This is a genomic window from Microlunatus soli (assembly GCF_900105385.1).
Lineage (GTDB): Bacteria > Actinomycetota > Actinomycetes > Propionibacteriales > Propionibacteriaceae > Microlunatus > Microlunatus soli.
In genome coordinates this window covers 2,144,130-2,169,057 of record NZ_LT629772.1, presented here as the reverse complement: position 1 = coordinate 2,169,057, position 24,928 = coordinate 2,144,130, and the positions used below count along the sequence as shown (strand labels likewise).

The following is a 24,928-nucleotide window of genomic DNA, read 5'->3' as shown; positions in this document are numbered from 1 at the left end:
TGTGCCGCGCATCCTGAACTCTGAATACTTGGAAGTCCACCCTTTTTGCGCGATAGTACAGAGATGGCGCGTGACGAGTTGTCCGAGGTGTTCGACCTCATCGAGGTCCGCAGTCTGCTGTCCGGCGGGTTCGCGGCGCGTGGTCCGTGGGTCTCGCACGCGCCGATCGAGGACGCGCTGAAGTTCGTCGCCGTTGTCTGCGGTCGGGCCCGGCTGCTCACCGACGGCCTCGACTCGCCGATCGACCTCGAGACCGGTGACGTCGCCATTCTGAACGATCGGCACTGGGTGGAGCTTGTCGACCGGACGGCGGTCGACGGGTCAGTCACCGCCGCGCGCCCCGAGGTGATGCCGGAGGCGGACTTCTCCTCCACCCGACTGGTCGCCGCCGACCGCACCCTCGACGACGTGATCGTCGGCGGCCGGGTCGATCTCAACGACGCCGGCCGGACCCTGCTGCTGCAGGCACTACCGCCGGTAGCGCACGTCCGGGCCGCAGCCGCGGCCGGCCTGCGGGACAGTCTGGACCGGTTGTTCGACGAGGTGACCGCCAGCAGGATGGGCTCGGCCTTCGCGATCCGACAGTACGGTCAGCTCCTGCTGCTGGAGGTTCTGCGGGCCTACGTCGAGCAGACCGATCTGCCTCCGGGATGGCTGCTGCTGCTCAGCGACGAACGACTGCGGCCGGCCCTCAGTATCATCCACGGCGAGCCCGGGAGACCGGCTGGGCTTGAGGACCTGGCCCGGGCTGCGGGAATGTCGCGGACCTCCTTCGCCGAGCGCTTCCGCACGGTCGCGGGAGTCCCGCCGCTGACCTATCTCAGTCGGTGGCGGATGCTGCTGGCGCAGCGCGCGCTGCGGCACGGCGATGTCGGGGTCGGATCGCTGGCGTCGGAGTTGGGCTATGCCTCCGAAAGTGCCTTCAGTACGGCCTTCAAGCGCGAGGTGGGGGAGTCGCCGCTGCGCTACCGCCGTCGGATCCGCCAACAGCCGGCGGCCGGGTAGTCCGACATGCTCGTATCCCTCGGGATACTCCGTGCCGGGGCGGTCGTTACGGTGATCGGGTGAGATGGCTGGCGGGAGTCCTTCGGCGGGTGCCGGCACCGTTGTTGATCATCGCCGGGATCATCTCACTGCAGCTCGGTGCGGCCACAGCCAAGGGGATGTTCGGCCGGTTGCCGCCGACGGCGTTCGTCTGGCTGCGGCTGGTCACCACGGCGGTCATCCTGCTGGCGATCGCACGGCCCCGGTTTCGCGGCCGGACCCGCCGGGACATGGTGGTGGCGGTCGGCTTCGGTTGTGCGCTGGCGGTGATGAACTTCTCGATCTATCAGGCGATGGCGCGGATCCCGTTGGGGGTTGCGGTCACCATCGAATTCCTCGGACCGTTGGCGGTCGCCATCGTCGGCTCGCGCAAGCCGCGGGACGTGCTGCTGGTGCTGTTGGCGGGCGTCGGTGTCGCACTGCTCGGTTTCACCCCACACGGGCTGACGCTCGGTGGTGTGCTGTTCGCCCTGCTGGCGGCAGCGAGTTGGGCCGCCTACATCCTGCTCAGCCGGGAGACCGGTCGTCGCTGGCCCGGCATCTCGGGGCTGGCAGTGGCCGGCTCGGTCGGAGCGATCGGATTGGCAGTACCGGCGATCATGGCCGCCGGCAGCAGGCTGCTGCAGCCGGATCTGCTGATCGCCGGCGTGTTGGTTGGACTGATGTCCTCGGTCATTCCCTACAGCTTGGAGTTGAACGCACTGCGCCGGATCCCGGCCGGTGTCTTCGGGATCCTGATGAGCTTGGAGCCCGCAGCTGCGGCGCTGGCAGCGATGATCATCATCGGCGAGTTCCTCCGTCCGACGCAGTGGCTGGCGGTCGGCTGTATCGTCGCTGCCAGTGTCGGAACCACCAGTCTGTTGCGTCGAAGGAGCCCGTCATGAGTCTGCTGCAGCGCTTGGTCGCGCCGCTGGGACGTGCACTGAAGGACCGCCGCCCGGACGAGGCGTTGAGCGTCACCCGGACGCCGGCGTTCCACACCGACCAACACATCGAGCTCACCTCGACCGCGTTCGCCGACGGCGAGGTGATCCCCGACCGGCACTGCGGCTTCGGGATCGGTGACGACATCTCACCGCAGCTGCAGTGGAGTGAGCTGCCGGCCGGCACCGAGGCGCTGTTGTTGATCATCGAGGACGTCGACACGCCTACTCGTGCCCCCGGGATCCACACCGTCGCCAGCTTCGCGCCGGACGGGACGGAGCTGTCCGAGGGTGCGTTGACCGCCGGCAACCGCCGGATCGCCTATCTGCATCACCGTCCGGGTCGCCCACGCTATTTCGGGCCGAGTCCGATCCCCGGGCACGGCACCCACCGCTATCGCTTCCACCTGTACGCACTGGACAGCACGGTCAAGATCGACCGGTTACGGAAGGTTGATCAACTTCCCGCCGTGGTCGACGGACACGTGCTGGCCGGCGGGGTGCTGGAGGGAACCCGTACGACGTTGTGATCACTGTCGGGTGCGGGCCGAGGGGACTTCGTCGGTGTCGTCCTGTACGACGTCCTCGTCGAGTTCGGTGACCGGCAGTGCGCTGCGCAGCGACCACAGGTAGCCGCCGAGCGCGGCCACGCCGACCAGGATCAGGTCCAGTGGTGCGGGCAGCAGGTCCAGGCCGCCGTACCCGCCGAGTGCTGAGATGATCAACATCGCGATGTAGTAGGCGATCAGCCAGACCGAGGAACGGATCTGCTGACCGAAGGGCACCTGGTCGGTCGGCACCCTGCGGCGGAACAGCAGGTACAGGCAGAAGAGGAGCACCTGAGATCCGATCAGCCACCAGATCGTGCTCCAACCGGTCCAGTAGACGATGAACGATGCGATCACGAACGACGCGGGAGCGATCACCGCAAACGCGCGGAGCCGGAACGGACGATGCAGATCGGGCAACCGGCGCCGGAACGCCGCGGCCGAGATCGGCGCGATCGCGTAGGACAGGATCAGTGCCCCGGAAACGCCGTTCACCAAGACATCCCAGGACGGGAACGGCAGGGTCCAGAAGACCGCCAGCACCAGGGTCAACCACAGCGCCGGTCGCGGGATTCCGGAGCGTTCGTCGATCTTGGCGAACACCCCGAACAGGGTCCGGTTGCGCGCCCAGCCGTAGACGACCCGGCTGGTGGAGTTCATGTAGATGTTGCCGGTACCGGACGGGGAGATCATCGCGTCGATCACGATGAAGACGACCAGCCACCCCATCCCGGCCGCGAGCGCGATGTCCTTGAACGGCAGACTGAACTTGTCCGGCACCGCGGCCCATCCGTCGGCGAGCCCGTCGGCCGGCAGCGCGCCGATGAAGACGACCTGGAGCACGACGTAGACGATGGTGGACAGCAGCACCGACAAGATCAACGCGACCGGGATCGTCCGCTGCGGAGACTTGGCCTCACTGGCCATACTGACGATCGGTTGCAGGCCGAGGTAGGCGAAGATCACACCGCCGCCGGCGACCGCTTCCTGGATCCCGCCGGCTCCGAACGGCGCGAAACCGTGCGAGCTGAAGTTGTCCGGCTTGAAGACGGTGAACAGCGCGACCACGGTCACCAGCGGCACCACGAACTTGAAGATCGTGATCACCGTGTTGGACTTGGCGAAGGTGCGCACGGTCCAGAAGTTCAGCAGGAAGAAGATCACCAACAGCGCCACCTGGAAGAACCAGCCGAGCACGGTCGGAGACGTCGAGTCCGGTCTGGTCAGCGCCGGCCACCAGGACGCGGCATACTCCCGTGCCGCCTCGACCTCGACTGCGATCAGGCTGGAGAATGCGATCAGCGTGATGAACCCCATCAGGTAGCCGAGTAGTGGGCCGTGCGAGTAGAGCGGGTAGCGGATGATCCCGCCCGCCCGGGGTACGGCCGCCCCGAGCTCGGCATACACCAGACCGAGCAGCAACACGGCGACGCCGCCGATCACCCAGGACACCCAGCCCGCCGGTCCGGCGAGGCCGGACACCTTGCCGGCCGCGAGAAGCCATCCGGAGCCGAAGATCGCGCCGAATCCGACGAAGGTCAGATCCAGCATCGAGACCTGCCGTTTGAAACCTGCTTGGGGCATCGTCGCTCCTTGCCGTGTTGCCGTGTTGCCGTGTTGCCGTGTTGCTGTGTTGCCGTGCTGCGGTGAATCGGTGGTGCTGTGAAGCCGTGGTGTGTGAGGTTGTGGTCACGAGGTGCGCTGCGGCGGCCGAGAATCGGCACCTGCCATCGTTCAGAAGATGAAGCCGGTGGGGAAGGGGTCGCTGGGGTCCAGCAGATACTGGTTCAGCCCGCTGACCCAGGCCCGTCCGGTGATCGTCGGGATCACCGCCTTGCGGTCGCCCACCGCCGTCTCGCCGATCAGCCGACCGGTGAAGTGGCCGCCGATGAAGGACTCGTTGTCGAAGTCGGTGTCCAGGGCCAGCTCACCGCGCGCCCACAGCTCGGCCATTCGTGCCGAGGTTCCTGTGCCACAAGGGGATCGGTCGAACCAGCCAGGATGGATCGCCATCGCGTGCCGGGAGTGTACGGCGTTCGAACCGGGCGCGATGAACTCGACGTGGTGGCAGTGGTCGACACCGGAGATCTCCGGATGCTTGGGCGGGGCGGTGCCGTTGATCGCCTCCATGATCGCCAGTCCGCAGGCCAGGATGTCGTCGGATCTTGCCCGATCGAAGGGCAGCCCGACGGCGTCCAGATCGACCATCGCATAGTAGTTGCCACCGAAGGCCAATGAGTAGGGCACGACGCCGTAACCGGGGACGTCGACCGTGGCGTCCAGCCGTTCGCAGAAGGACGGAACGTTCTCGATGGTCACCGCATCGGCGTGTCCGTCGGAGACCGCGACCCGGGCCACCACCAGGCCGGCCGGGGTGTCCAGCCTGATGGTGGTCACCGGTTCGGTCACCGGCACCATGCCGGCCTCGACCAGCGCGGTGGCCACGCCGATGGTGCCGTGACCGCACATCGGCAGGCAGCCGGAGACCTCGATGTAGACCACACCCCAGTCGGCATCCGGCCGGGTCGACGGCTGCAGGATCGCGCCGCTCATAGCCGGGTGCCCGCGCGGCTCGTCCATCAGGAAGTGCCGCAGATGATCAAGGTGCTCCATGAAATGCAACCGGCGCTCGTTGGCCGTCGCACCGGGGATGGTGCCGACGCCGCCGGTGACGACCCGGGTCGGCATTCCTTCGGTGTGGGTGTCGATGGCCTGGATGATCTTGGACGCTCTCATGCCAGCACTTCCTGCGAGGTCACTTGACGGGACTCAGATCGGTCGGTGTCCGGTCGGCGAGCACCTTGATCGCATGCTCGGTCTCGGCCCGCACCTGGGCCTCGTGCTCGGCGGTCAGGGCGCCGCGGGGCGGCCGGCACGGACCGCCGTAGCGACCGATCATGTCCATGCTGAGCTTGATCGCCTGCACGAACTCGGTCCGCGAGTCCCAGCGGAACACTGCCACCAGGTTGCGGTAGAGCTCTCGGGCCTCGTCGATCCGACCGGCCCGGACCAGCTCGTACAGCTCGACCGACTCGGCGGGGAACGCGTTCGGGAAGCCGGCGAACCAGCCCACCGCACCGTCCACCAGCAGCTCGAACAGGACGTCGTCGGCACCGGCGATGACATCGATGTCGCAGAGCTCGGCGATCCGGAACGCGCGCCGGACGTCGCCGGAGAATTCCTTCACCGCAACGACATTGTCGATCTGGCTGATCTCGGCGACCAGCTCGGGGACCAGGTCGACCTTGGTGTCGATCGGGTTGTTGTAGATCATCACCGGCAGTCCGACCGAGGCGACCTCGGTGTAGTGCTCGACGATCTGTCGGTGGCTGGCGCGATACATCGTCGGCGGCAGACAGAGCACGGCGTCGGCACCGTCCTCAGCGGCGAGTTCGGCCCAGTGTCTGGCGAGATGCGAGCCCGGCGCATGGACGCCGGCGATCACGATGCCGCGGTCATCGACGGCGGCGACCGCGGTCTTGATCACCCGCCGGCGTTCGTCGTCGGTGAGCGAGGAGTATTCGCCGAGAGATCCGTTCGGACCGACGCCGTGGCAGCCGTTGTCCAGCAGCCAGCTGCAGTGTTCGGCGAAGCGATCATGGTCGACGGCGAGTCCGGCCGGCGCCGAGGTGTCCTCGCGGTAGGGCAGGGCGGTGGCGACGACCACACCACCGAGATTCGGGTCGCGGGGAGCTGTCTTGGTCACTGGTCACTTCCTTGGTTGTCGATTTCTTGATCATCGGTGAGCCGGGCGAGCTCACCGAATCGGATCGGTGTCGCGATCGGTCGTCGGTCGATGACCGCATCGTCGGTCAACGGTCCGCCGGCCGAGATCAGCTGTTCAAGGGTCCGTCCGCAGATCCGGCCCTGGCACGGACCCAGACCGGCGCGGGTGCTCAGCTTGACCGCTCGCAGACCGCGCGAGCCGGTCGCCTCCAGTGCGCTGCGGACACGGCCGTTGGTGACCTCTTCGCAGCGGCAGATGAGCGTCTCGTCGGTCAGCCAGTCGGTCCAGCCGGTGCCGATCCCGTGCGCGTCGTCGACGCTGTCGGCGAGGCGATCCAGGCGGCGCTTGGCTGCGAACAGACCGCCGAGTTCGGCGTCGTTGATGGCACCGCCGGCGGCAAGGTGGCCGGCGATGCCGCCCTCGACCAGGGCGGCATCGGCGCCACCGATCCGGGTGATCTCACCGGCGGCGTACACGTCGTCCACTGATGTGCGTTGCCCGGCATCGACCTGGACGAAGCGTTCCGGGGTGAGTCGACAGCCGGCAGCGATCGGCAGCTCGACCCGGGGTGTGAACCCGTGGCTGACGCAGACAGCGTCGACCTCCAGCTGTCGTTCGGTGCCGGCAACCGGTCGCCAATCGTCGTCCACCCGGGCGATCGTGATCCGACGGACTCGATCGTCACCGTCGGCTCGGAGCACCGCGTGGCCGGGGTGGTAGGGGATCCGGTGCCGGGCGAGCCGGGCGAGGTAACCGGTCAGTTCCGGTGACTTGCCGGCCAACCATGGCGCTCGGGGCAGCCAACCGCGAGACATCCTGCGGATCGTCGCAGCCTCGTACACGCCGAGGACTCGAGCCCCGACTGCCGCCAACGAGGTCGCGACGGGGAGCAGGAAGGGGCCGGCACCGGCCACCACCACCCGGGCCCGGTCGCGGCCACCGACACTGATCCGATCGGCCTTGGCGATCGCCTGCGCCGCACCACCGGTGACCACACCCGGAAGATCCCAACCAGGGAAGGGAAGTGTGCGATCGTGCGCTCCGGTGGCGAGCACCACGGCATCGCCGGTGAGGCTGCTCAGCTCTCGACCCGGGCCATCCACAGGTCCGGTCGCCAGCTGGATCCGCGGAGTCCGTCGTCCCGGTTCGCGGTCGATCGCCCAGACCTGGCCCTCGGTGATCACCTCGGCCGCCGGGTTGTCGCGGATCGAGGACCGTAGATCGGTGAAGCGGGACCAGTTGTGCTGCAGGGACTCGTCGGCGTCCAGTGTCGGCGACGGATGCCGCCAGAACTGGCCACCGAGCCGCGGCGCGGAATCGATCAGCACGATCGCTGCAGCACGGCGCAGGGCGGCATCGGCAGCAGCCAACCCGGCCGGTCCGGCGCCGATGATGATCACTCGGCGTCGTGTCGAGCTCTGCCGGCCGGCCGTCACCGTAGGTCCCTCGCGACCGGGCCCGGCAGCTCCTCGTCCTGGAACTCGATCAGGTCGCCGTCGATCGCCGGACGTTGACAGGCCCGGACGTCGCGGGCCCCGTTGACCGTGACCAGGCAGTCGAAACAGACGCCGATACCGCAGAACAGGCCGCGGGGTCGGCGTCCGGCGGCGGTCGTGCGCCACGAGGCCCGGCCGTCGGCCATCATCGCCGCGGCGATGCTCTGCCCGTCGCGGGCCGTGATCTCGACCCCGTCGACTCGCAGCGTGATCTGCTGACCGGGCACCGGTGCAGTCATCCCGACGTCACCTCCTGCAGGGCCGGACGGCCCGGATCGAACGGGGCTGCGTCGAGGTGCGGTTCACGACCCGTGATCAGGTCGGTGATCATTTCGGCGGTGCCGAGGCTGAGTCCGATGCCCGCGCCCTCGTGTCCGGTCGCGTGCCAGAGCCCCTTGACCCGCGGATCGGGCCCGATCGCCGGCAGGTGATCGGGCATGAACGGTCTGAAGCCGCCGTAGCTGCGAATCACCGAAGCCGTTGCCAGGAAGGGAAAGATCCGGATCGCCTTGGCGGCGATCTCGGCGATCGCCTCGAGGTCGAAGCTCTGATCGAAGCCGCTGCGCCGACGTGATGATCCGACCAGCACATTGCCGGCTGCGGTGGACTCGATCACGCTGGAGGTCTGCAGATCTTGATCATCCGAACCCACGGCCCCGACGTAGTCGGCGTCGTACACCTTGCCGAAGATGCGATGCGGCATCCGGGAGGTGACCAGGATGACGCCACGTCGGGGCCCGACCGGAATCCGGGCTCCGAACCGATCGGCCACCGCGCCCGACCAGGGGCCGCAGGCCAACACGACATGGCCGGCGCGATGCTCGCCGGTGGCGGTTCGGACGCCGACCAGTCTGCCGCCGGCATCGCGGATCGGGCCGGTGACACGCTGCCCGAAGAGCGTCCGGCCGCCGTGGCTGCGAGCCGCCGCCAGCAACGTCTCGGTGGCGATCACCGGCTGCACCTGCGCGTCCTCGGGATAGTGCACGGCGGCGGTCACGGCGGGGTTGAGCGCCGGCTCCAGGGCCAGAGCGTGTTCATGATCGATCGGTCGGGCGTCGACACCGGCCGCCCGCTGACTCGCGGCGAACCGCAGCAGTGGTCGGACACCGGCGTCGGTGGTGGCGACGACCAGGCCGCCCTTGCGTTCGTACTCGATCGGGCCGAGCCCGGGTGGCAGCCGGTCGCGGAGGGTTTCCTCCAGGGCGTCCCACAACCCCAGCGAGTAGCGGGCCAGTGCCAACTCCGGTCCCGGCTCCTTGTCCGAGATCAGCAGATTGCCCTCGCCCTGCCCGCTGGTGCCGCTGGCGGCTGCCGCGGCTTCCAGGACGGTCACGGCCAAGCCGGAACGGGCGAGGGCATAGCCGCACGCGGCGCCGACGATGCCGGCGCCGACGACGATCGCGTCGGTCTGCACCTCGCCCGATCTCACCGGATCAGACCGGCCCGGGTGAGGCGCCACGGATTAGTAATATGTCACACATCGCGGTCACTCTAACGCTCTTCGGCGCCGGACCACCACCCCGTGACGTGACCGATGTGTCGATGCATCAGATCCCGGGCGGCGTCGGCGTCGTGCGCTTCGAGGGCGTCGACGAGTTGATGATGTTCGGCGGCGGAGGCCTCGAGCCGCCGGGTATGCAGCAGGTCGGTGAGCCCGACCAGCCGGGTGCGTTCCCGGAGATCGGCGACGATCTCGACCAGATAGCCGTTGCCGAGGAACTCCAGTAGCAACAGATGGAAGGCGCGGTCGGCCGTCAGGTACTTCGCCAGGTCCTCACCCGCTGCGCCGGCCACGATGTCGTCGGCGACCGCCCGGGCGCGGGTGGCCATCTCGGGAGTGAAGCGCGGCGCCAGCAGTGCCATCGCCTCCGGTTCGAGCAGATGTCGCACCTGGGCGAGTCGGGTCAGGGCGTCCTGGTCCACCTCGGTGACCCGGAACCCTTTGTTGCGGACGGCGGCCACGAACCCCCGCTTCTCCAGGTTGAGCATCGCCTCCCGCACCGGGGTTGCCGACACCTCGAAACGAGCGGCCAGGGTGGGTGCGGAGACGAGTTCCCCGGGGGCCATCTCGCCGGACACGATCGCCGCCGCAATCTCCTCTTCCACCTGTTGCCGCAGGCTGGAGGCCTGCCGCAGTTTGCCGATTGGTGTCATCTCGCTTCGTCCTCACAGATCCCGTCGCTGGTGCTGGCCGATCGATCGCCGCTGGGGTGATTATCTCCGTGCCGGCGGTGCTGTACCGGCGAGTCGGTGCAAGCTCCGAACTTCGTTAAGGATTGATTACGTCGCTTCGACCCCTGGTGTCGCGCCGGTCGTGCTCGCTAGTCTGCAATATCACATGGCACATGGTGCCGATTGCGACGTGTTCGATCAGCAACCGAGACATCGCACCGGCCGATCCGCCGACCGTCGTGACCTCAACGATCAGGAGTGGCGACTGATGAGAGCAACGAAGCGAAAAGGCTCCGGGATCCCGCTGCTGGCCGCCGCGATGATCTTGACCGGTGCGGCGTCCGGCTGTGGTGGCGGCGGATCCGCCGGCGGTGGCGGCGAGGTGCAGACCGACGCGAACGGCTTCGCAGCGACCACCGGCACGCCGCAGAAGGGCGGCACGGTGACCGTGCTGGGCAATGTTGATCTTGCCTCGCTGGACCCGGCGGTCGGCAACGACGGCAACGTCAACAACTTCTATCGGCTGATCTACCGCACCCTCACCACGTACGCCAACGAGCCGGGCGACGGTGGCACGAAGGTGGTCCCGGACCTGGCGACCACGACCGGGGAGCCGAGCGACAACGCGAAGGTCTGGACCTTCACCCTGCGGGACGACATCTACTTCGCCGACGGGTCGCCGATCACCTCCGAGGACGTGAAGTTCGGCTTCGAGCGGTCGCTGGACCCGACCCTGTCGATCGGCAATCAATACGGCAAGCTCTTCGTCGACGGAGCCGCGAAGTACAAGGGCGTCTTCAGCGATCCGGACGGGCTGAAGTCGATCGAGACACCGGACGACAAGACCGTCGTCTTCCACTTGAACCGTCCGCTGGCAGCCTTTCCCAACGTGGTGTCGACCGGACCCTTCGTCCCGTTCCCCGCCGACGCGGTGAAGACGCCGCAGCAGATCGGGCAGAAGCCGATCGCGTCCGGGCCGTACCAGATCAAGTCCTACGCCCGGGGGACGAGCCTGGCGTTGGAACGCAACCCGAAGTGGACGGCCGAGGGCGACCCGGTTCGCAAGGCCTACCCGGACGGCTACAACTTCTTGTTCAACGTCGATCAGAACACCATCGATCAGCGGATGATCTCCGACGAGGGGGACGACAAGAACGCGATGGCGTCGAGCACCAACCCGTTGCTGGCGCCGTCGCTGTCCCGGATCCAGACACCGGAGTTGAAGCAGCGCACGGTGCACGACATCCCGGCCTGCACGATGTACATGGCGATGAACACCACCAAGAAACCGTTGGACGATCTCACGGTGCGACAGGCGATCAACTACGCCATCGACAAGAAGAGCGTGGTGACCGCGACCGGCGGCCCGATGATGGCCACCCCCGCCACCGACATGCTGACCCCGAAGGTGCCGGGCCGCGTCGATTTCGATCTCTATCCCAGCAAGGACAAGGCCGGGGACGTGGCCAAGGCCAAGAAGCTGCTGGCCGATGCCGGACACCCGGACGGCTTCTCGGTGACGATGGACGTCCGGTCAATCCCCAAGTGGCAGGCGCAGGCCGAGGCCGCGCAGGCGTCGCTGAAGAAGGTCGGCATCGACGTCAAGCTCAACGTCATCGACGCCTCCACCTTCTACGACGTGCTCGGCCAACCCGCCAAGCAGAACGATCTGGCGATCACCGGATGGTGTTCGGCCTGGTTGTCCGGGCAGCCCTTGCTGACAACGCTTTTCGACGGTCGGACGATCACCTCGAAGGGCAATCAGGACATCTCCCAGTTCGACGATCCGACGATCAACAAGCGGATCGACGAGATCGCTCAGATCTCCGATCTGGACAAGCAGGACGCCGAGTACGCCAAGCTCAATCGGGAGATCATGGAGAAGGCACCGGTGGTACCGCTGGTCCGGGAGACACCGCTGCAGATGGTGGGCAGCAACGTCGGCGGCGCGTTCGCCCACGCTGCGCAGACCGGTTACATCGACTACACCTCGGTCGGACTGAAGGATCCGCAGGGATGAGCCGATGAGCACCCCGGGGCAACTGGTCGCCGAGCGGGGCTCTGCTGCTCCGGCGAGCGGCACCGGCGGCACCGGCGGCACCGGGATCTTCCGACGGCTGATCAGCAAGCCGTCGGTGGCGGTGTGCTTCGGGTTCCTGACGATGGTGATCCTGATGGCGATCTTCGCCCCGTTGATCACCGCCGTCAGCGGCCACGACCCGTACGTCTTCGATCAGGCCGCGATCGACGCCAACACCGGTGGCCTACCCAAGGGACCGTTCGGCGGGATCAGCGCCGAGCACTGGTTCGGGGTCGAACCGCAGAACGGGCGAGACATCTTCGCCCGGATCGTGCATGGCGCTCGGGCATCGATGGCGATCGCGCTGTCGGCGACCGTGCTGACCACCGTCTTCGGCACCGTGCTGGGGATGGTCGCCGGCTTCTTCGGTGGCCGTGCCGATCAGATCGTGTCGCGGCTGATGGACTTTCTGATGGCGTTCCCCGCGTTGATCTTCATGATCGCCCTGCTGTCGGCACTGCCGGACAGCAACCGGCCGCTGTTGCTGGTCGGTGTGTTGAGCGTCTTCGGCTGGCCCTACATCGCCCGGGTGATCCGCGGCCAGACGATGTCGCTGAGCAAGCGCGAGTTCGTCGAGGCGGCGATCGCCTCCGGCGGCAGCAGACTGCGGGTGATCTTCACCGAGCTGCTGCCGAATCTGACCGGAACGATCATCGTGATGAGCACGTTGGCGGTGCCGTCCTACATCGGCACCGAGGCCGGACTGTCCTTCCTGGGCATCGGTCTGACCCCGCCGACGCCGTCCTGGGGGCAGATGATCGCCAAGGCTGTCAGCTGGTACACCGTCGACCCCGCGTACTTCATGATCCCGGGTCTGTTCCTGTTCCTCACCGTACTCTCCTTCACACTGATCGGTGATCAACTGCAGCGCATCCTCGACCCGCGTGGAGGGTTGTCATGATCGGCTACCTGGTGCGCCGGGTCGGGCTCGCGGCGGTGACGCTGCTGGCGGTGGTGTTCTTCACCTTCGTGATCTTCTTCAAGCTGTCCCCTGATCCGGCGGTGCTGATCTGCGGGCAGACCTGCACCCCGGAGACGATCGACAACATCCGGACCCAGCTCGGACTGGACCGCCCGTTCGCCGTGCAGTTCCTCACCTTCGTCGCCGGGATCTTCGTCGGGCGCGACTACGGCAGCGGCGCCGGTTTGATCCGCTGCGACGCCCCCTGTCTGGGCTACAGCTTCCAGAATCGTGCCGCGGTGACCGATCTGATCGCCGACCGGATCCCGGTCTCGGTCACCGTCGCGCTGGGTGCGGCACTGCTCTGGCTGCTGAGCGGAGTCGTCGCCGGACTGGTCAGTGCGATCAAACAGGGGACCTGGTGGGATCGGGGAGCGATGATGTTCGCCCTCGGCGGCATCTCGTTGCCGAACTACTTCGTCGCTCTGGTCCTGCAGTATGTGCTGGTGGTCAAGCTGAAGGTGCTGCCGTTCCCGTCCGAAGCGCACTTCTTCGACGACCCGCTGCACTGGTTCCAGACCTACATCATGCCGTGGATGGTGCTGGCGCTGATGTATGCCTCGATGTATGCCCGCTTGACCCGGGCCAACGTGCTCGACACGCTGTCGGAGAACTTCCTGCGGACAGCGCGCGCCAAGGGGCTGCCACCCGGACTGATCCTGCGCCGGCATGCACTGCGTCCGGCGCTGACACCGGTCGTGACGATCTTCGGAATGGACATCGCGACGCTGCTCGGTGGCGCGCTGATCACCGAGACCGTGTTCGGCCTGAGCGGGGTCGGCAAACTCGCCTACGACGCGATCGGGAAGAACGACCAGCCGGTGATCATGGCAGTTACCCTGCTGGCCGCGTTCTTCGTGGTGATCTCCAACATCATCGTCGATCTGGCCTATCAGTTCCTGGACCCACGGGTCCGGATCAAGGCGGTGTGAGCGATGGCAACGCCGGCAGGATCATCCGGAGCAGCGGCAACCGGCGAGCGGTTGCTGGCGATCGACGGGCTGCAGGTGACCTTCGGCTCGACCGCCGTCGTCGACGATGTCGGCTTCGGCATCGATCGCGGTCGGACTGTCGGCCTGGTCGGGGAGTCCGGATCCGGCAAATCGATGACCTCGTTGGCGATCATGGGCCTACTGCCGCCCGGTGCTGCGGTGACCGGGTCGATCCGGCTGCATGATCGGGAACTGATCGGACTGACCGACGGCGAGCTCCGCGGACTCCGCGGCGAGGTGATGGCCATGGTCTTCCAGGACCCGTTGTCCTCGCTGAATCCCTACTACACCGTGGGACTGCAGATCGCCGAGGCCTACCTGGCCCACCGCGGCGGCTCGATGGCGGCCGCCCGGAAGATCGCAATGGAGGCGATGGAGCGGGTCCACATCGCCGACGCCGAACACCGGATCGATCACTACCCGCATCAGTTCTCCGGCGGGATGCGGCAACGCATCATGATCGCGATGGCGTTGTGTTGCGAGCCGGAGCTGATCATCGCCGACGAGCCGACGACAGCGCTGGATGTCACCGTCCAGGCGCAGATCCTGCAATTGCTGACCGACCTGCAACGTGACACCGGTGCCGGGATGCTCTTCATCACCCACGACCTGGCGGTGATCAGCGGCATCGCCGATGACATCGTGGTGATGAAGGACGGGCGGCAGGTCGAATCGGGCACCGCGGAGCAGATCTTCACGGTTCCGCAGACCGACTACACCCGGATGTTGCTCGCCGCGACACCGCGGATCGATGACGACTTCCCGGAGCTGCCGGCACCGCGAACGGGGGCAGATCGGAGATGACGTCGTCGACACCGCGCACCGTCGATGCGGCCGCCGGGCTGCCGGACAGCGACGCCGGGTTGCGTCCAGGGGCGCAGCCGATCCTCACCGCCCTGGATTTGACCAAGGAGTTCGACACCCGGGGCGGCGGCGTGCTGATCAGACAGAAGTCCCGCTTCCGTGCCGTGGACGGAGTGAGCTTCGACCTGCTCCGCGGTGAAACCCTCGCCCTGGTAGGGGAGTCGGGCAGCGGCAAGTCGACGACAGCCCGGATGATCGCTCGGCTGATCGAGCCGACGTCCGGCACCGTCGAGTTGGACGGGGTCGACGTCACGAAGGCCTCCGGCGCTGCCCTGCAGTCCTTCCGGCGGGCGGTCCAGGTCGTCTTCCAGGACCCCTACTCCTCGCTCAATCCCCGGCACACCGCCGCGGACATCATCACCGCACCGTTGCGTTACCAGCGACTGCCGGCCCCGGCCGGCGGCAACCATCGGGCCTATGCCCAGCAGCTGATGGAGCGGGTCGGGCTGAATCCCGATCACGCGTCCCGACATCCGGCACAGTTCTCCGGCGGACAGGCACAGCGGATCGGGATCGCGCGCGCGATCTCGGTCCGACCGAAGATCGTGATCTGCGACGAGGCGGTCTCGGCATTGGACGTCTCGGTGCAGGCGCAGGTGATCGATCTGCTCAAGGACCTGCAGGCCGACGAAGGCTTCAGCTACGTGTTCATCACCCACGACCTCGCCGTCGTCCGGCAGATCGCGCACCGGGTTGCGGTGATGCAGCGCGGTGGGCTGGTCGAACTCGGTACCCGGGAGCAGATCTTCACCGACCCGCAGGACGACTACACCAGGACACTGCTGAGTGCAGTTCCCCGGATCGAGTTCGGCTGAAGCTCCTGCCGTTCCCGTCCGATCGCATTGACGCCCAAAACCCCGATCAGGAAAGGATGTAGCAGTGTCCACCCAACGTGGTGCAGACCCCGCCAGCAGCCAGACTCCCGCCGACGACCGGACCGAACGGCGGGAGGCGCCGGACAGCACCGATCGCGCCGGAGCGGCCGACCCGACCGATCACCTGATCAGCACCGATCACACACTGACCGGTCCCGACTGGGCGATGGAGTATCAGGCGATCACCGGGACGATGGTGGTCGGTGAGGAGACCGTCGAGGAGGAGAAGTTCGCCGGCGTCAAGCCGAAGGCCGAGGTCTTCGTGACGTCGTATCTGGCCAAGGACGCCGGGACCGACCGGCCGGTCGTCTTCGCCTTCAACGGCGGACCGGGGTCGAGCTCGGTCTGGCTGCACCTGGGCATCTTCGGTCCGCGACGCGTGCTGTCCGGCGACGTCGACGATCCGCAACCGGCGCCGTACGGTCTGGTCGACAATCCCGAATCCCTGCTGCGCTACGCCGATCTGGTCTTCATCGACCCGATGACCACCGGCTACACCCGGGCGGTGGTGGGTGGATCGCCGACCGAGTATCACGGCTACACCCGGGACCGCGACCTGGTCGGTGAAGTGATCAGGATCTGGCTCGGACGGCATCAACGCTGGCTGTCACCCAAATTCCTGGCCGGCGAGTCGTACGGCACGACGCGCGCTGCATCACTGGCCGGCCATCTGGTGGCTCGGCACGGCATCGCTCTGAACGGCATCATCCTGATCTCCGCGGTGCTCGACTTCGCAACGATCCGTTTCACCCGCGGAAACGATCTTCCCTATCTGCACTACCTGCCGACCTACGCCGCCACCGCCGCCTACCACCAAGGGCTCGGTACCGACGAGGTGGAGCAACGGATCGAGCGTGCTCGGGACTTCGCCGCCACGACCTATGCTTCGTCGCTGGCACTGGGGTCGCGACTGTCGGAGGAAGATCAACAGGCCCTGGCCGAGGACATGTCGGAGCTGATCGGGCTGGACGCCGGCTACATCCGACGGGCCCGATTCCGGATCGAGCACCGGCGCTTCTTCGCCGAACTGCTCCGCGACCGCGGGCTCGACACCGGCCGGTTGGACACCAGATTCACGATGGCCCCTGCCGATCTCAACAATGAGGTCCAAGAGGTCGATCCGTCGCACATGTTCATCTTCTTCCCCTACACAGCTGCCTTCAACGCCTACGTCCGTGGTGAGCTGGGATTCACCTCCGACCTGGCCTACGAGATCCTCTCCGGTCGGGTGCAGCCATGGTCGTACAGGGAATTCGAGGGACGCGGTGTCACCGCCACCGAAGAGCTCAGCGCGGCGCTGCGGGCCAACCCGGACATGGGCGTCTACGTCGGCTTCGGCTACTACGACGGCGCGACACCGTTCTCCGCCTCGGAGTATGTTCTTGATCATCTGGACGTACCGACCGAGATCACCGATCGTGTCGTCCGCCGCTACTATCCGGCAGGCCACATGACGTATGTCCATGAGGAATCCCGGATCGCGCAGTCGCGGGACATCGCCGACTTCGTGATCGCCAACGTCCCGGGGAGTGTGCAGCGATGACCGCGCAGGATGCTGATACCGCCTACCAGCAGTTCGGTTCGATCTACACCGAGGAGGCGGTCTGGCGGGCCGTGGAACTGGGCGACCAATCGATGTCGGCGCTGGAGGAGCCGCTCGATCCACGATTGCCCGACGTCGGACCGCAAGCTCAACGACGTCGACAGGACTACTGGCAGCAGGTGCTGGACCGGCTGGACCGGATCGATCGATCACTGCTCACCGGACGACAGGCGGCGGACTTCGACGTCTACCGCTATCAGATCCGCACCCTGGTCGATCAACAGCGGTTCCGGATGTACGAGCGCCCGGCCAACGCCGACTCCGCCTTCTGGATGGAGCTGACCGGTCAGGCGCGACGCCGTCTCGGGTCGGCCGAGGAGGCCGAGGCCTACACCGCCTGGCTTCGGCAGATTCCGCGTTACATCCAGCAGCAGATCGAGAACATGCGGGCCGGCGTACGACGCGGATTCGGTCCGGCGCAGATCTCGATGGTCGGGCGGGAGGCGACGATCCGGTCCGTCGCCGAGGCATCGTCGGCGACCGACTGCGCCTTCTTCGCACCCTTCGACACGTTGCCGGCCGCTGCTGATCATGAAGCGTTGATCAAGACCGGCGGCCAGGTGATCGAACAGGAGGTGATGCCCGCATATCGATCACTGCTGGACTTCTTCATCGACGAATACTTCCCGGCGTTGCCGACGGCGCTGGCTGCCCACCAGCAACCGGACGGGGAGGCTTGGTACGCCGCCCTGCTCCGTGAGTATGCGACGACCGAGCTGACCGCTCAGCAGATCCATCAGGTCGGCCTTGACGCCGTGGCGGCGATCCGTGCAGAGATGGCCGAGATCGCTGCCGGTGCAGGCTTCCTGGACGCCGACGCGATGTTGCGCCACATGCGCACCGATCCGAGCTTCTACGCGACGACGGCGACCGCCTTGCTGCAGTTCGCCGCCTGGCAGGCCAAGAAGTTCGACGGCATCGCGCATCACTACTTCGGGCGGCTGCCCCGGATGCGATTCGGCATCGAGGAGCCGCCGCCGGACCTGGCGCCCTTCTACACCTTCGGACGGGGCGGGCCGCATCGCTACATCCTGAACACCTACAACCTTCCGGCCCGGCCGCTCTACTCGATCCCGGCGCTGACGTTGCACGAAGCGGCGCCCGGCCATGCCTTCCAGATCCCGTTCGCGTTGGAGATGACCGACCTGCCGGACTTCCGGCGCAAGGAGTACATCTCCGCCTTCGGCGAGGGCTGGGCGCTGTACACCGAACGGCTCGGCGTCGAGATGGGGATGTATGACACGCCGTTCGAGATGATGGGGATGCTGAGCTACCAGATGTGGCGAGCGGTCCGGCTGGTGATCGATCCGGGCATGCACGCCCTCGGTTGGTCGCGGGACGAGGCTCAGGCCTACCTGCGGGACAACACGGCGATCAGCGAGCACGAGATCGTCACCGAGGTCGACCGTTACATCGCCTGGCCGGGCCAGGCGACTGCGTACTACCTCGGCATGCAGAAGATCATGGAGTTGCGGCAGCGGGCCGAGCGAACGCTGGGGGACCGTTTCGCGCTGCCGAATTTCCATGATCAGGTGCTGTCCCTCGGGAGCGTCCCGTTGCCGGTCCTGGAGCATGCGATCGACGACTTCATCGCGTCCGGAGGGCGGTCTCCGTTCGACGATTCCTGAGCCTGTCTGGGGGAGGTTGTCTGCCGCCGCACCGTACGCAGGAGGTCCGGGTCGTCGGGGTCGATCTCGGCGATCAACTTCTCCTTGCTGCCGAAGTGACGGACCAGCGTGGCGTGGCTGACACCGACGGACTCGCTCATCCTTTGCGGACGTTTCGTATCACCTGCTGCCATAAGTCCCTACAGGTCGCGTTCTGAAGGCGATATGGCAACACGTGCTGGGATGTGGCCGTCGGGGTCGGTTTGGTCGCGGCGCCGGCGCAGGCCCGAGGTTGCTGCCGCTGTGCGAGATGGCAGGTCACGGTCCGCCGTCGCCCACGGTGTCCTCGTAGGCCGTTGCGATGGCTCCGGCAAGGAGGTCACCGTCGAGGACCGGGCCGCGCGGATCGATCAGCCGACGGGAACCGATCGGCGAGCCGGCATACCTCGGTATCAGCTGGACATGGAGATGGTTGACCGGACCGTCGCACATCGTCACCTGATAGACCCGCTCGACGCCGCTGATCGCAGTCTGCAACGCATGAGCGGCGTCCCGGCAGACGCTGAACAGGCGCGCGGTCGCGTCGTCGTCGAGTTCGGTGAAGTCGTGGGCGTGGGGTTTCCAGACGACGATGGTGTGTCCGGGCGATCGTGGATCCGAGGCCAGGACGACACGGACATCGGGCTCGTCGATGATCAGGTGCTGCGGGCCGAGAACATCGCCGGTCGCCAATTCGCGGCACTGGTAGCAGATGCCGCGGGCGTTGAGATCAGCCACCCGCTCGCCGACGATCCGCCGTCGCTCCTTCCAACGAGCAAGCTCATCCTCCGAGGCTCGGGTTCGGGGACAGAAACCGTAGGAGTCGGCATCATGGCTCATCTGTTCACCGCCGCGAGATCGGGGACACGGTGCTGCATCCTTGCACAGGTCCCGCGGGATAACGCCAGTAGATTGAACCGGGTGCAGGTGGATCAACAGAGGCCCAGCTGGGTGCGGTCGCTGCCGACGGTCGAGACCGTACGGGAGCTGATTCGTGATCACTATCCACTCGGCCCGTGCAAGGCTGTTCTGATTCGTTCGTTCACCAACGACGTCTACCGGATCGACGCCGGCGAAGGGGCCTATGCACTGAAGATCTACGGCTGTGGTCGCTTCTCCGCCGACGAGGTCCGGTGGGAACAGGAACTGGCCCGGCATCTCGTGGCGTCCGGGGTGCAGGTGCCCGACGTGATCCCGCTGCATGGTGGGGACACGGTCGGAGTCATCGACGCGCCGGAGGGGCAGCGTGCCTTCGCGCTCACCGAATGGCTTCCCGGCGCGAAACCCGAGCCGCCCTGGACCGACGATCTCTATCGCCGCGTCGGCGGGAGTCTCGCGCATCTCCACCAGGTCGCCGACACCTTCACCTGCAGCTATGCGCGTCGCCAGGTCAGAACCGGTGACGAGCCTGCCCAGGTTGCTGCCGCACTGGCTGACGATCCGGTACGTCGACGCTTGGTGGACAGCTGTGCTGCAGCAGCCGGAGACGCGCTGGCGACGCTTGCCGGGCGCGGCCTGCATCGGGGAGTGCTACACGGTGATCCGTCCCTGGACAATCTGCACCTCGTCGGCAACGAGGTCCGCTTCTATGATCTTGATCTTGCCGGGCCCGGATGGCAGATCGAGGACCTGACCGGAGCGATGTCCACCGACCATGCCGACGCGTTCCTCGACGGCTACACCGCTGTTCGGTCGTTGCCCGCCGTGGAGCTGGATGCGCTGCCGTGGCTCGGCCTGCTGGCCAGGATCGACAACCTGCACTTCCACCTGATCACCAAGCCGTTGACCCAGGGCACGGCTTCGCTGGCCGAAGGCTGGGTGGAGGCAGGATTCACCGCCCTCGCCGACACGGCCCGGCACCTTGGCGTCGGGTCGTGACCGTACGCCGCTGCCGGTGAAACCCGGTTGCGTAGGGCACTGCCGGAGTTCAGAGTTGGCCTGTGCTCGCACCGCCCGTCTTCGACGCCACCAGGGACTACGGTGCGCTGCTCGGTGATGCCGATCACTGGCGGCCATACGCGGAGCTGGCCCTGGCACGCGCTGGCCTGCCGATCGAGCCGTTGGTCAGCGGGTTCACCGGCACCTATCCGACCCTGGTCGGGACATCGCTGGTGATCAAGCTGTTCGGACACTTCGGCGGCTGGCGCCGATCGGTGGCAGCGGAGATCGCCGCCAATGAAGCGATCCACGCCCAGCGGTGGATCCGCGCGCCCAAGATCGTCGCGACCGGACAGCTGTTTCCCGGCAACTCCGACGACTGGCCGTTCCTGATCAGTGAACGACTGTCGGGCGAGGCGTGGCGGGACTCCGATCTGGCGACTCGCGATCGGATGAACGTCGCCGTCCAGCTGGGCAGACAGGTCAGGCTTGTGCACGGCTGCCCGGCCGTCTCTCCGTCGCAGCTGCACGGTGACTGGTTGGCCGAACACCGGACGGACACGGTCGATCGGCAACGCCGGTGGAAGGTGCTCCCGGAACGGTTGCTCGATCAGATCCCGGAATACATCGCCGGCTATCGACCTGCCGATCCCGTCCTGGTGCATGGCGACATCACCGAGGACCACATCTTCCTCGACGGTGACCGCCTGGTCGGACTGATCGACTGGGGCGACGCGATGATCACCGACCCGTTCTACGAGCTCGGCGCCCTGCACCTCGGCGCGTTCGGGGCCGATCGGCGGCTGCTCGGCAGCTTCCTGGAGGGATACGGCTGGCCGGCGGACGAGGATTTTGCCCGGCATGCGATGCAGGCTGCGCTGATGCACGAATTCGACCTGTTCAGCGGTGTTCGTGATCTTGCTCAGCAGGCCGAATCGCTGGATGATCTTGCCGATGCGCTGTGGAAGTTGAGTTGACATCGCGCTCCCGCTCGTAGATCACCTCGCCCGATTCGGCGCCCGGCAATGGCGACTCCCAGTCCAGATGGACCGTTCGGGTATGTCGGAATCCCAACGTCTCCAAGATTCCACGGGACCGGCGATTCACCGCCATTGTGGTGGCGACGACACACGCCGCACCATGATCATCGAACGCCGACCGCAGGGCAGCGCCGGCAGCTTCGTACAGCATCACCGCCGGATCGGCGTAGAGCGTGGTGAGATTGTCCACGTCGGACGGCTCGAACCGCCACACCTGAAGACGATCTGTGGTCAAGATCAACATGGCACCCCGACCGGACCGCCGACAAGGATCACTTCACCTCCGCCAGACGCTGACCCGTCAGTTCCTCCCCGACACGCCCGGCGTGTCGGGGAGGAACTGACGGGTCAGCGTCTGGCGGTCGAGGTGGTGGGAGCAGGACCAATCCGCGGTTCATCGGACCGTCGAAGGACAGGGTGATCGACTCGACAGCGCCGCCGAGCGCACCGTGATGGTCGGTGATCGCTGCCAGCAGGGCGGCACGACCGAGGCGGTGGTCGGCGGACCAGAAGTTGCAGCACGGCAACACGATGACCGGAACCGTCCTGGCGGAGTCGACGACCGGCCGGAGTGCCTGGTCGGGATGGAGACCGACGACCAGGTCGTAGTAGCCGGCCATCTCGGCGGCGTACTCGGTGACCTGGCTGGAGACACCCTTCAGCGTCCATCCGCGCGGGTCGATGACGTCGGTGTCGATGTTGTAGCGCTTGCGCAGCAATCGAGCCAGCATGCCCTGACCGCCGGCGACATCGGCGACGAAGCGAGCGTCGGGGAATCGTTCCGCGACGAAGTCGGCCGTCACCGCGAAGCGGTCAGCCGCACCATGGAACGCGTGTCGCGCCATGACCTGTGACCCTACGGCCGGCGCCGTGACCGTTGCCACGCATTTGAACGCGACACGGTCGTTCACGGGAAGCGTTCGGGAACAATCCGGGCTGGTGGGTCGTTGGGACCGACTGTTGAGCAGTCAACTAATGAGGAGACATCATGAGTCCTGCCCAGAGGCGTTCGATCGCGCCCGATGTCGGGTTGCTGATCGGCCGGGTCGCGATCGGCGGCACGATGCTGATGCACGGCTGGCAGAAGTTCCACGACATGGGGTACGGCGGTGTCACCGGGATGTTCACCAAGATCGGTGCGCCGATGCCCGAGGTCAGCGCGGCACTGGTGATCCTGCTGGAGGTGCTCGGCAGCGCGGCCTTCATCCTCGGCTTCCTGACCCGACCGATCGCGGTGTTGTTCGCCCTCGACATGATCGGCGCGATCGTCCTGATCCACGGGCCGAACGGGTTCTTCAGTAGCGACGGCGGGTACGAGTTCGTGCTGCTGCTCGGTGCTACCGCGCTGATCTACGCCTTCACCGGACCGGGACGGATCGCGGTGGACGCGCTGGCGGCGCACGGCCTGCGGCGGCGCTCGGCAGCTCGGAGCGAGGCTCCGGTCGGCGCCTGATCGGAGAAGTTGTGCCGGCCCGGTCGTACACAGATCCGGAACGGTGCCGACCGGGTCGCGGGCCGGACCCGACGAGCGAATGATCGCCGCGGCGTCATGCGGGCATCGGCGCGCGTTCCGGCCGGCATCCGCGCCTGCAGGGAGCGTTCTCGGCCGTGAAGGGCTCAGAGGCATCGCGGGTGCGGCGTCAGCGAACTGCGGTCACGAAGTAACAGACGCCGGTGCTTTCGTCCTGCAATGGTTCGAGTTCCTCGGTCAGAGCGGCCGCGACGGTTCGCTTGATCGCTGTGATCGGCAGCGCCGCAAGCCCGTCGGCGTCGTCCTCCTCGGCGTCGACGGTCACGGTCAGCTCGAAGGTCCTGGATGTCATCGGTCCAGCGTGCGGAGCGGATGGCTGTGACCGCAAGGATCTGTGCGAGGACGAAGACCGTGGACCGATGTAGTTCGGCCGGCGGTCAGATGCCGATGGGGCCGCCGGGCCGTGCGGCGGTTTCAGTGCGGAAGGATCCGGGCCGATCACCGGTCAGCGGTTCGGTGCAGCGGACAGGTGCTGGAAGACCGCAGCCGCGGGCCCGGTGGGTGCGTTGCGGTAGCCGGTGCCCGCCCACAGATGCAGCGTCTGCGGATCGCCGGCCGCCGCTGCCGCCTTGCGGAATTCCCGGGTCAGGTGGTGCAGAGCCGGGTAGCCGTACGGCGCCGTGCTCTGGTGGGCATCGATGAAAACGTTGCGCAGGGCTCGGGCCGGGCGGCCGGTGAAGGCGTGCGTGATCACCGTTTCGGTGAATGCCGGATCGGCCAGGGCCCGCCGATGCAGCGCAGCCGTGCCGCTCTCGTCGGTCCGCAACAGCAGGGTTCCGATCGCGACCGCGACGGCGCCGGCATCGAGCAGGGAACGGACGGCGGCGGGACCGTCGACACCACCGGTTGCGACCGTGGGCAGGCCGGTCGCGGCGATCACGGCAGCGGTCAGGTCGGCGGTCGGGGTGTCGGTGATCGGGCGCCGCGGATCGTGGGTGGCGCTGTGTCCTCCGGCGGCACTGCCCTGGGCGATCAGGATGTCGGCACCGATCGCTGCCGCGGCCCGGGCCTCCTCGACGGTGGTCACGGTGATCAACACCGAGGTCCCGACCCGCTGCAGGGCGGCGACGTCCTCGGCCGGTGGCAGCCCGAAGGTGACCGAGACGTACGGCACCGGTCGCCGCACCAGCAAGCTGATCTTGTCCGCCCAATGATCATCATCATCGATGATCGTTTCCCGGTCGAGCCGGACGCCCAACCGTTCGGCCTCGGGCGCCAGTTCGTCGGCATAGCGGCGGTAGTCCTCGGCAGTGATCCCGCTGGCGCCGGAACGGAACAGGTTGACGCCGAATGCGATGTCGTCCAGCTCGGTCAGCTGCGCCGCCAGCGATTCCGGCGTCTGGTAGCCGGCAGCGAGGAACCCGATGCCGCCTGCGTCATGGGCCGCCCGGACCAGCGCAGGCGTGGTCGGGCCGCCCGCCATCGGTGCACCGATCAACGGCAGCCTGGTGCCGAACGGATTCTCAACAGCCACGGCGTTCCGCCTCTCTTCGGTGATGGGTCAGCGTTCGCGATCCGGCGACGTCCCGGGCCACGCACCGGATGAAG

Annotated in this window: 26 protein-coding genes; 13 read left to right on the top strand and 13 right to left on the bottom strand. The window is 66.9% G+C overall.

Annotation, left to right across the window (positions count from 1 at the left end; genetic code table 11):
- The first annotated feature begins 63 nt into the window (after positions 1-63).
- From BLU38_RS10125 to BLU38_RS10115, 3 genes are read left to right on the top strand one after another with little or no spacing between them, the layout of a single operon-like run.
- Positions 64-1,005, top strand: a complete 942-nt coding sequence (locus tag BLU38_RS10125) for an AraC family transcriptional regulator (protein WP_091523871.1) — start codon at positions 64-66, stop codon at positions 1,003-1,005.
- 59 nt (positions 1,006-1,064) lie between these two features.
- A complete protein-coding gene (locus BLU38_RS10120) occupies positions 1,065-1,928 on the top strand; it encodes an EamA family transporter (RefSeq protein ID WP_231920265.1) in 864 nt (287 codons plus the stop codon).
- Complete coding sequence (locus tag BLU38_RS10115) at positions 1,925-2,497, top strand: YbhB/YbcL family Raf kinase inhibitor-like protein (RefSeq protein WP_091523868.1); 573 nt, start codon at positions 1,925-1,927, stop codon at positions 2,495-2,497. Before BLU38_RS10120 ends, BLU38_RS10115 begins: the two co-directional genes overlap by 4 nt.
- On the opposite strand, the gene BLU38_RS10110 is transcribed toward BLU38_RS10115, so the two are convergent.
- The 7 genes from BLU38_RS10110 to BLU38_RS10080 all read right to left on the bottom strand — a co-directional run bounded on the left by BLU38_RS10110 (position 2,498) and on the right by BLU38_RS10080 (position 9,892).
- Entirely contained in the window at positions 2,498-4,099 is a 1,602-nt protein-coding gene (locus BLU38_RS10110; protein WP_091523864.1) for an APC family permease, read from the bottom strand.
- 150 nt (positions 4,100-4,249) lie between these two features.
- Positions 4,250-5,251 (bottom strand): proline racemase family protein, encoded by a 1,002-nt coding sequence (locus tag BLU38_RS10105; RefSeq protein ID WP_091523860.1) that lies wholly within the window; start codon positions 5,249-5,251, stop codon positions 4,250-4,252.
- A 19-nt stretch (positions 5,252-5,270) separates the two neighbouring features.
- Positions 5,271-6,221, bottom strand: a complete 951-nt coding sequence (locus tag BLU38_RS10100; protein WP_091523856.1) for a dihydrodipicolinate synthase family protein — start codon at positions 6,219-6,221, stop codon at positions 5,271-5,273.
- Positions 6,218-7,678 carry an FAD/NAD(P)-dependent oxidoreductase gene (locus BLU38_RS10095; protein WP_197680062.1) on the bottom strand — a complete coding sequence of 487 codons (1,461 nt, stop codon included), beginning with the start codon at positions 7,676-7,678 and terminating at the stop codon, positions 6,218-6,220. Before BLU38_RS10095 ends, BLU38_RS10100 begins: the two co-directional genes overlap by 4 nt.
- Positions 7,675-7,977, bottom strand: a complete 303-nt coding sequence (locus BLU38_RS10090; RefSeq protein ID WP_091523852.1) for a (2Fe-2S)-binding protein — start codon at positions 7,975-7,977, stop codon at positions 7,675-7,677. Before BLU38_RS10090 ends, BLU38_RS10095 begins: the two co-directional genes overlap by 4 nt.
- Positions 7,974-9,167: an NAD(P)/FAD-dependent oxidoreductase gene (locus BLU38_RS10085; RefSeq protein WP_231920264.1), complete on the bottom strand. Its 1,194-nt coding sequence runs from the start codon at positions 9,165-9,167 to the stop codon at positions 7,974-7,976. Before BLU38_RS10085 ends, BLU38_RS10090 begins: the two co-directional genes overlap by 4 nt.
- A gap of 62 nt (positions 9,168-9,229) precedes the next feature.
- Positions 9,230-9,892 (bottom strand): GntR family transcriptional regulator, encoded by a 663-nt coding sequence (locus tag BLU38_RS10080; RefSeq protein WP_091523846.1) that lies wholly within the window; start codon positions 9,890-9,892, stop codon positions 9,230-9,232.
- Positions 9,893-10,178: 286 nt separating this feature from the next.
- Here BLU38_RS10080 and BLU38_RS10075 point away from each other — a divergent pair, with 286 nt between their 5' ends.
- From BLU38_RS10075 to BLU38_RS10045, 7 genes are all read left to right on the top strand, one after another.
- Complete coding sequence (locus BLU38_RS10075; protein WP_197680061.1) at positions 10,179-11,930, top strand: ABC transporter substrate-binding protein; 1,752 nt, start codon at positions 10,179-10,181, stop codon at positions 11,928-11,930.
- 4 nt (positions 11,931-11,934) lie between these two features.
- A complete protein-coding gene (locus BLU38_RS10070) occupies positions 11,935-12,891 on the top strand; it encodes an ABC transporter permease (RefSeq protein ID WP_091523842.1) in 957 nt (318 codons plus the stop codon).
- Positions 12,888-13,883 (top strand): ABC transporter permease, encoded by a 996-nt coding sequence (locus BLU38_RS10065; RefSeq protein WP_091523839.1) that lies wholly within the window; start codon positions 12,888-12,890, stop codon positions 13,881-13,883. The genes BLU38_RS10070 and BLU38_RS10065 overlap by 4 nt, the downstream gene beginning before the upstream one ends.
- Positions 13,884-13,886: 3 nt before the next feature.
- Complete coding sequence (locus BLU38_RS10060; RefSeq protein WP_091523835.1) at positions 13,887-14,747, top strand: ABC transporter ATP-binding protein; 861 nt, start codon at positions 13,887-13,889, stop codon at positions 14,745-14,747.
- Positions 14,744-15,622 (top strand): ATP-binding cassette domain-containing protein, encoded by an 879-nt coding sequence (locus BLU38_RS10055; protein WP_091523832.1) that lies wholly within the window; start codon positions 14,744-14,746, stop codon positions 15,620-15,622. The genes BLU38_RS10060 and BLU38_RS10055 overlap by 4 nt, the downstream gene beginning before the upstream one ends.
- 64 nt (positions 15,623-15,686) lie before the next feature.
- Entirely contained in the window at positions 15,687-17,225 is a 1,539-nt protein-coding gene (locus BLU38_RS10050) for a S10 family peptidase (RefSeq protein WP_091523829.1), read from the top strand.
- A complete protein-coding gene (locus BLU38_RS10045; protein ID WP_091523826.1) occupies positions 17,222-18,913 on the top strand; it encodes a DUF885 domain-containing protein in 1,692 nt (563 codons plus the stop codon). Before BLU38_RS10050 ends, BLU38_RS10045 begins: the two co-directional genes overlap by 4 nt.
- Here the strand turns inward: BLU38_RS10045 and BLU38_RS32325 are convergent.
- Both BLU38_RS32325 and BLU38_RS10035 read right to left on the bottom strand, forming a co-directional pair.
- Positions 18,814-19,053, bottom strand: coding sequence for a TetR family transcriptional regulator (locus BLU38_RS32325; protein ID WP_157683346.1), 240 nt, complete (start codon positions 19,051-19,053; stop codon positions 18,814-18,816). The genes BLU38_RS10045 and BLU38_RS32325 overlap by 100 nt on opposite strands.
- Positions 19,054-19,210: 157 nt before the next feature.
- Positions 19,211-19,771 carry an HIT family protein gene (locus BLU38_RS10035; protein ID WP_091523819.1) on the bottom strand — a complete coding sequence of 187 codons (561 nt, stop codon included), beginning with the start codon at positions 19,769-19,771 and terminating at the stop codon, positions 19,211-19,213.
- Between BLU38_RS10035 and BLU38_RS10030 the strand changes: the two genes are divergently transcribed.
- Positions 19,763-20,809 (top strand): phosphotransferase enzyme family protein, encoded by a 1,047-nt coding sequence (locus BLU38_RS10030; protein ID WP_091523815.1) that lies wholly within the window; start codon positions 19,763-19,765, stop codon positions 20,807-20,809. The genes BLU38_RS10035 and BLU38_RS10030 overlap by 9 nt on opposite strands.
- Positions 20,810-20,871: 62 nt before the next feature.
- Positions 20,872-21,786, top strand: a complete 915-nt coding sequence (locus BLU38_RS10025) for a phosphotransferase family protein (protein WP_091523812.1) — start codon at positions 20,872-20,874, stop codon at positions 21,784-21,786.
- On the opposite strand, the gene BLU38_RS10020 is transcribed toward BLU38_RS10025, so the two are convergent.
- Complete coding sequence (locus BLU38_RS10020; RefSeq protein ID WP_197680060.1) at positions 21,710-22,084, bottom strand: GNAT family N-acetyltransferase; 375 nt, start codon at positions 22,082-22,084, stop codon at positions 21,710-21,712. The two genes, BLU38_RS10025 and BLU38_RS10020, sit on opposite strands and share 77 nt — an antisense overlap.
- A 37-nt stretch (positions 22,085-22,121) precedes the next feature.
- Positions 22,122-22,694 (bottom strand): hypothetical protein, encoded by a 573-nt coding sequence (locus BLU38_RS10015; RefSeq protein ID WP_197680059.1) that lies wholly within the window; start codon positions 22,692-22,694, stop codon positions 22,122-22,124.
- Positions 22,695-22,837: 143 nt separating this feature from the next.
- On the opposite strand from BLU38_RS10015, the gene BLU38_RS10010 reads away from it, so the two are divergent.
- Positions 22,838-23,302 (top strand): DoxX family protein, encoded by a 465-nt coding sequence (locus BLU38_RS10010; RefSeq protein ID WP_091523809.1) that lies wholly within the window; start codon positions 22,838-22,840, stop codon positions 23,300-23,302.
- A gap of 187 nt (positions 23,303-23,489) precedes the next feature.
- Here the strand turns inward: BLU38_RS10010 and BLU38_RS10005 are convergent, their stop codons facing one another.
- Positions 23,490-23,672 (bottom strand): hypothetical protein, encoded by a 183-nt coding sequence (locus BLU38_RS10005; RefSeq protein ID WP_091523805.1) that lies wholly within the window; start codon positions 23,670-23,672, stop codon positions 23,490-23,492.
- A gap of 153 nt (positions 23,673-23,825) precedes the next feature.
- Positions 23,826-24,854, bottom strand: coding sequence for a nitronate monooxygenase (locus tag BLU38_RS10000; RefSeq protein WP_231920263.1), 1,029 nt, complete (start codon positions 24,852-24,854; stop codon positions 23,826-23,828).
- Between the last annotated feature and the right edge of the window lie 74 nt (positions 24,855-24,928).

Bases quoted from the DNA above. Each gene is read 5' to 3' on its own strand.
- BLU38_RS10055 (WP_091523832.1), top strand. From the start codon at position 14,744: ATGACGTCGTCGACACCGCGCACCGTCGATGCGGCCGCCGGGCTGCCG.
- BLU38_RS10015 (WP_197680059.1), bottom strand. From the start codon at position 22,694: ATGGCGCGACACGCGTTCCATGGTGCGGCTGACCGCTTCGCGGTGACG.
- BLU38_RS10080 (WP_091523846.1), bottom strand. From the start codon at position 9,892: ATGACACCAATCGGCAAACTGCGGCAGGCCTCCAGCCTGCGGCAACAG.
- BLU38_RS10125 (WP_091523871.1), top strand. From the start codon at position 64: ATGGCGCGTGACGAGTTGTCCGAGGTGTTCGACCTCATCGAGGTCCGC.
- BLU38_RS10110 (WP_091523864.1), bottom strand. From the start codon at position 4,099: ATGCCCCAAGCAGGTTTCAAACGGCAGGTCTCGATGCTGGATCTGACC.
- BLU38_RS10005 (WP_091523805.1), bottom strand. From the start codon at position 23,672: ATGACATCCAGGACCTTCGAGCTGACCGTGACCGTCGACGCCGAGGAG.
- BLU38_RS10060 (WP_091523835.1), top strand. From the start codon at position 13,887: ATGGCAACGCCGGCAGGATCATCCGGAGCAGCGGCAACCGGCGAGCGG.
- BLU38_RS10045 (WP_091523826.1), top strand. From the start codon at position 17,222: ATGACCGCGCAGGATGCTGATACCGCCTACCAGCAGTTCGGTTCGATC.
- BLU38_RS10090 (WP_091523852.1), bottom strand. From the start codon at position 7,977: ATGACTGCACCGGTGCCCGGTCAGCAGATCACGCTGCGAGTCGACGGG.
- BLU38_RS10010 (WP_091523809.1), top strand. From the start codon at position 22,838: ATGAGTCCTGCCCAGAGGCGTTCGATCGCGCCCGATGTCGGGTTGCTG.
- BLU38_RS10030 (WP_091523815.1), top strand. From the start codon at position 19,763: ATGGCTCATCTGTTCACCGCCGCGAGATCGGGGACACGGTGCTGCATC.
- BLU38_RS10065 (WP_091523839.1), top strand. From the start codon at position 12,888: ATGATCGGCTACCTGGTGCGCCGGGTCGGGCTCGCGGCGGTGACGCTG.
- BLU38_RS10115 (WP_091523868.1), top strand. From the start codon at position 1,925: ATGAGTCTGCTGCAGCGCTTGGTCGCGCCGCTGGGACGTGCACTGAAG.
- BLU38_RS32325 (WP_157683346.1), bottom strand. From the start codon at position 19,053: ATGAGCGAGTCCGTCGGTGTCAGCCACGCCACGCTGGTCCGTCACTTC.
- BLU38_RS10035 (WP_091523819.1), bottom strand. From the start codon at position 19,771: ATGAGCCATGATGCCGACTCCTACGGTTTCTGTCCCCGAACCCGAGCC.
- BLU38_RS10075 (WP_197680061.1), top strand. From the start codon at position 10,179: ATGAGAGCAACGAAGCGAAAAGGCTCCGGGATCCCGCTGCTGGCCGCC.
- BLU38_RS10105 (WP_091523860.1), bottom strand. From the start codon at position 5,251: ATGAGAGCGTCCAAGATCATCCAGGCCATCGACACCCACACCGAAGGA.
- BLU38_RS10070 (WP_091523842.1), top strand. From the start codon at position 11,935: ATGAGCACCCCGGGGCAACTGGTCGCCGAGCGGGGCTCTGCTGCTCCG.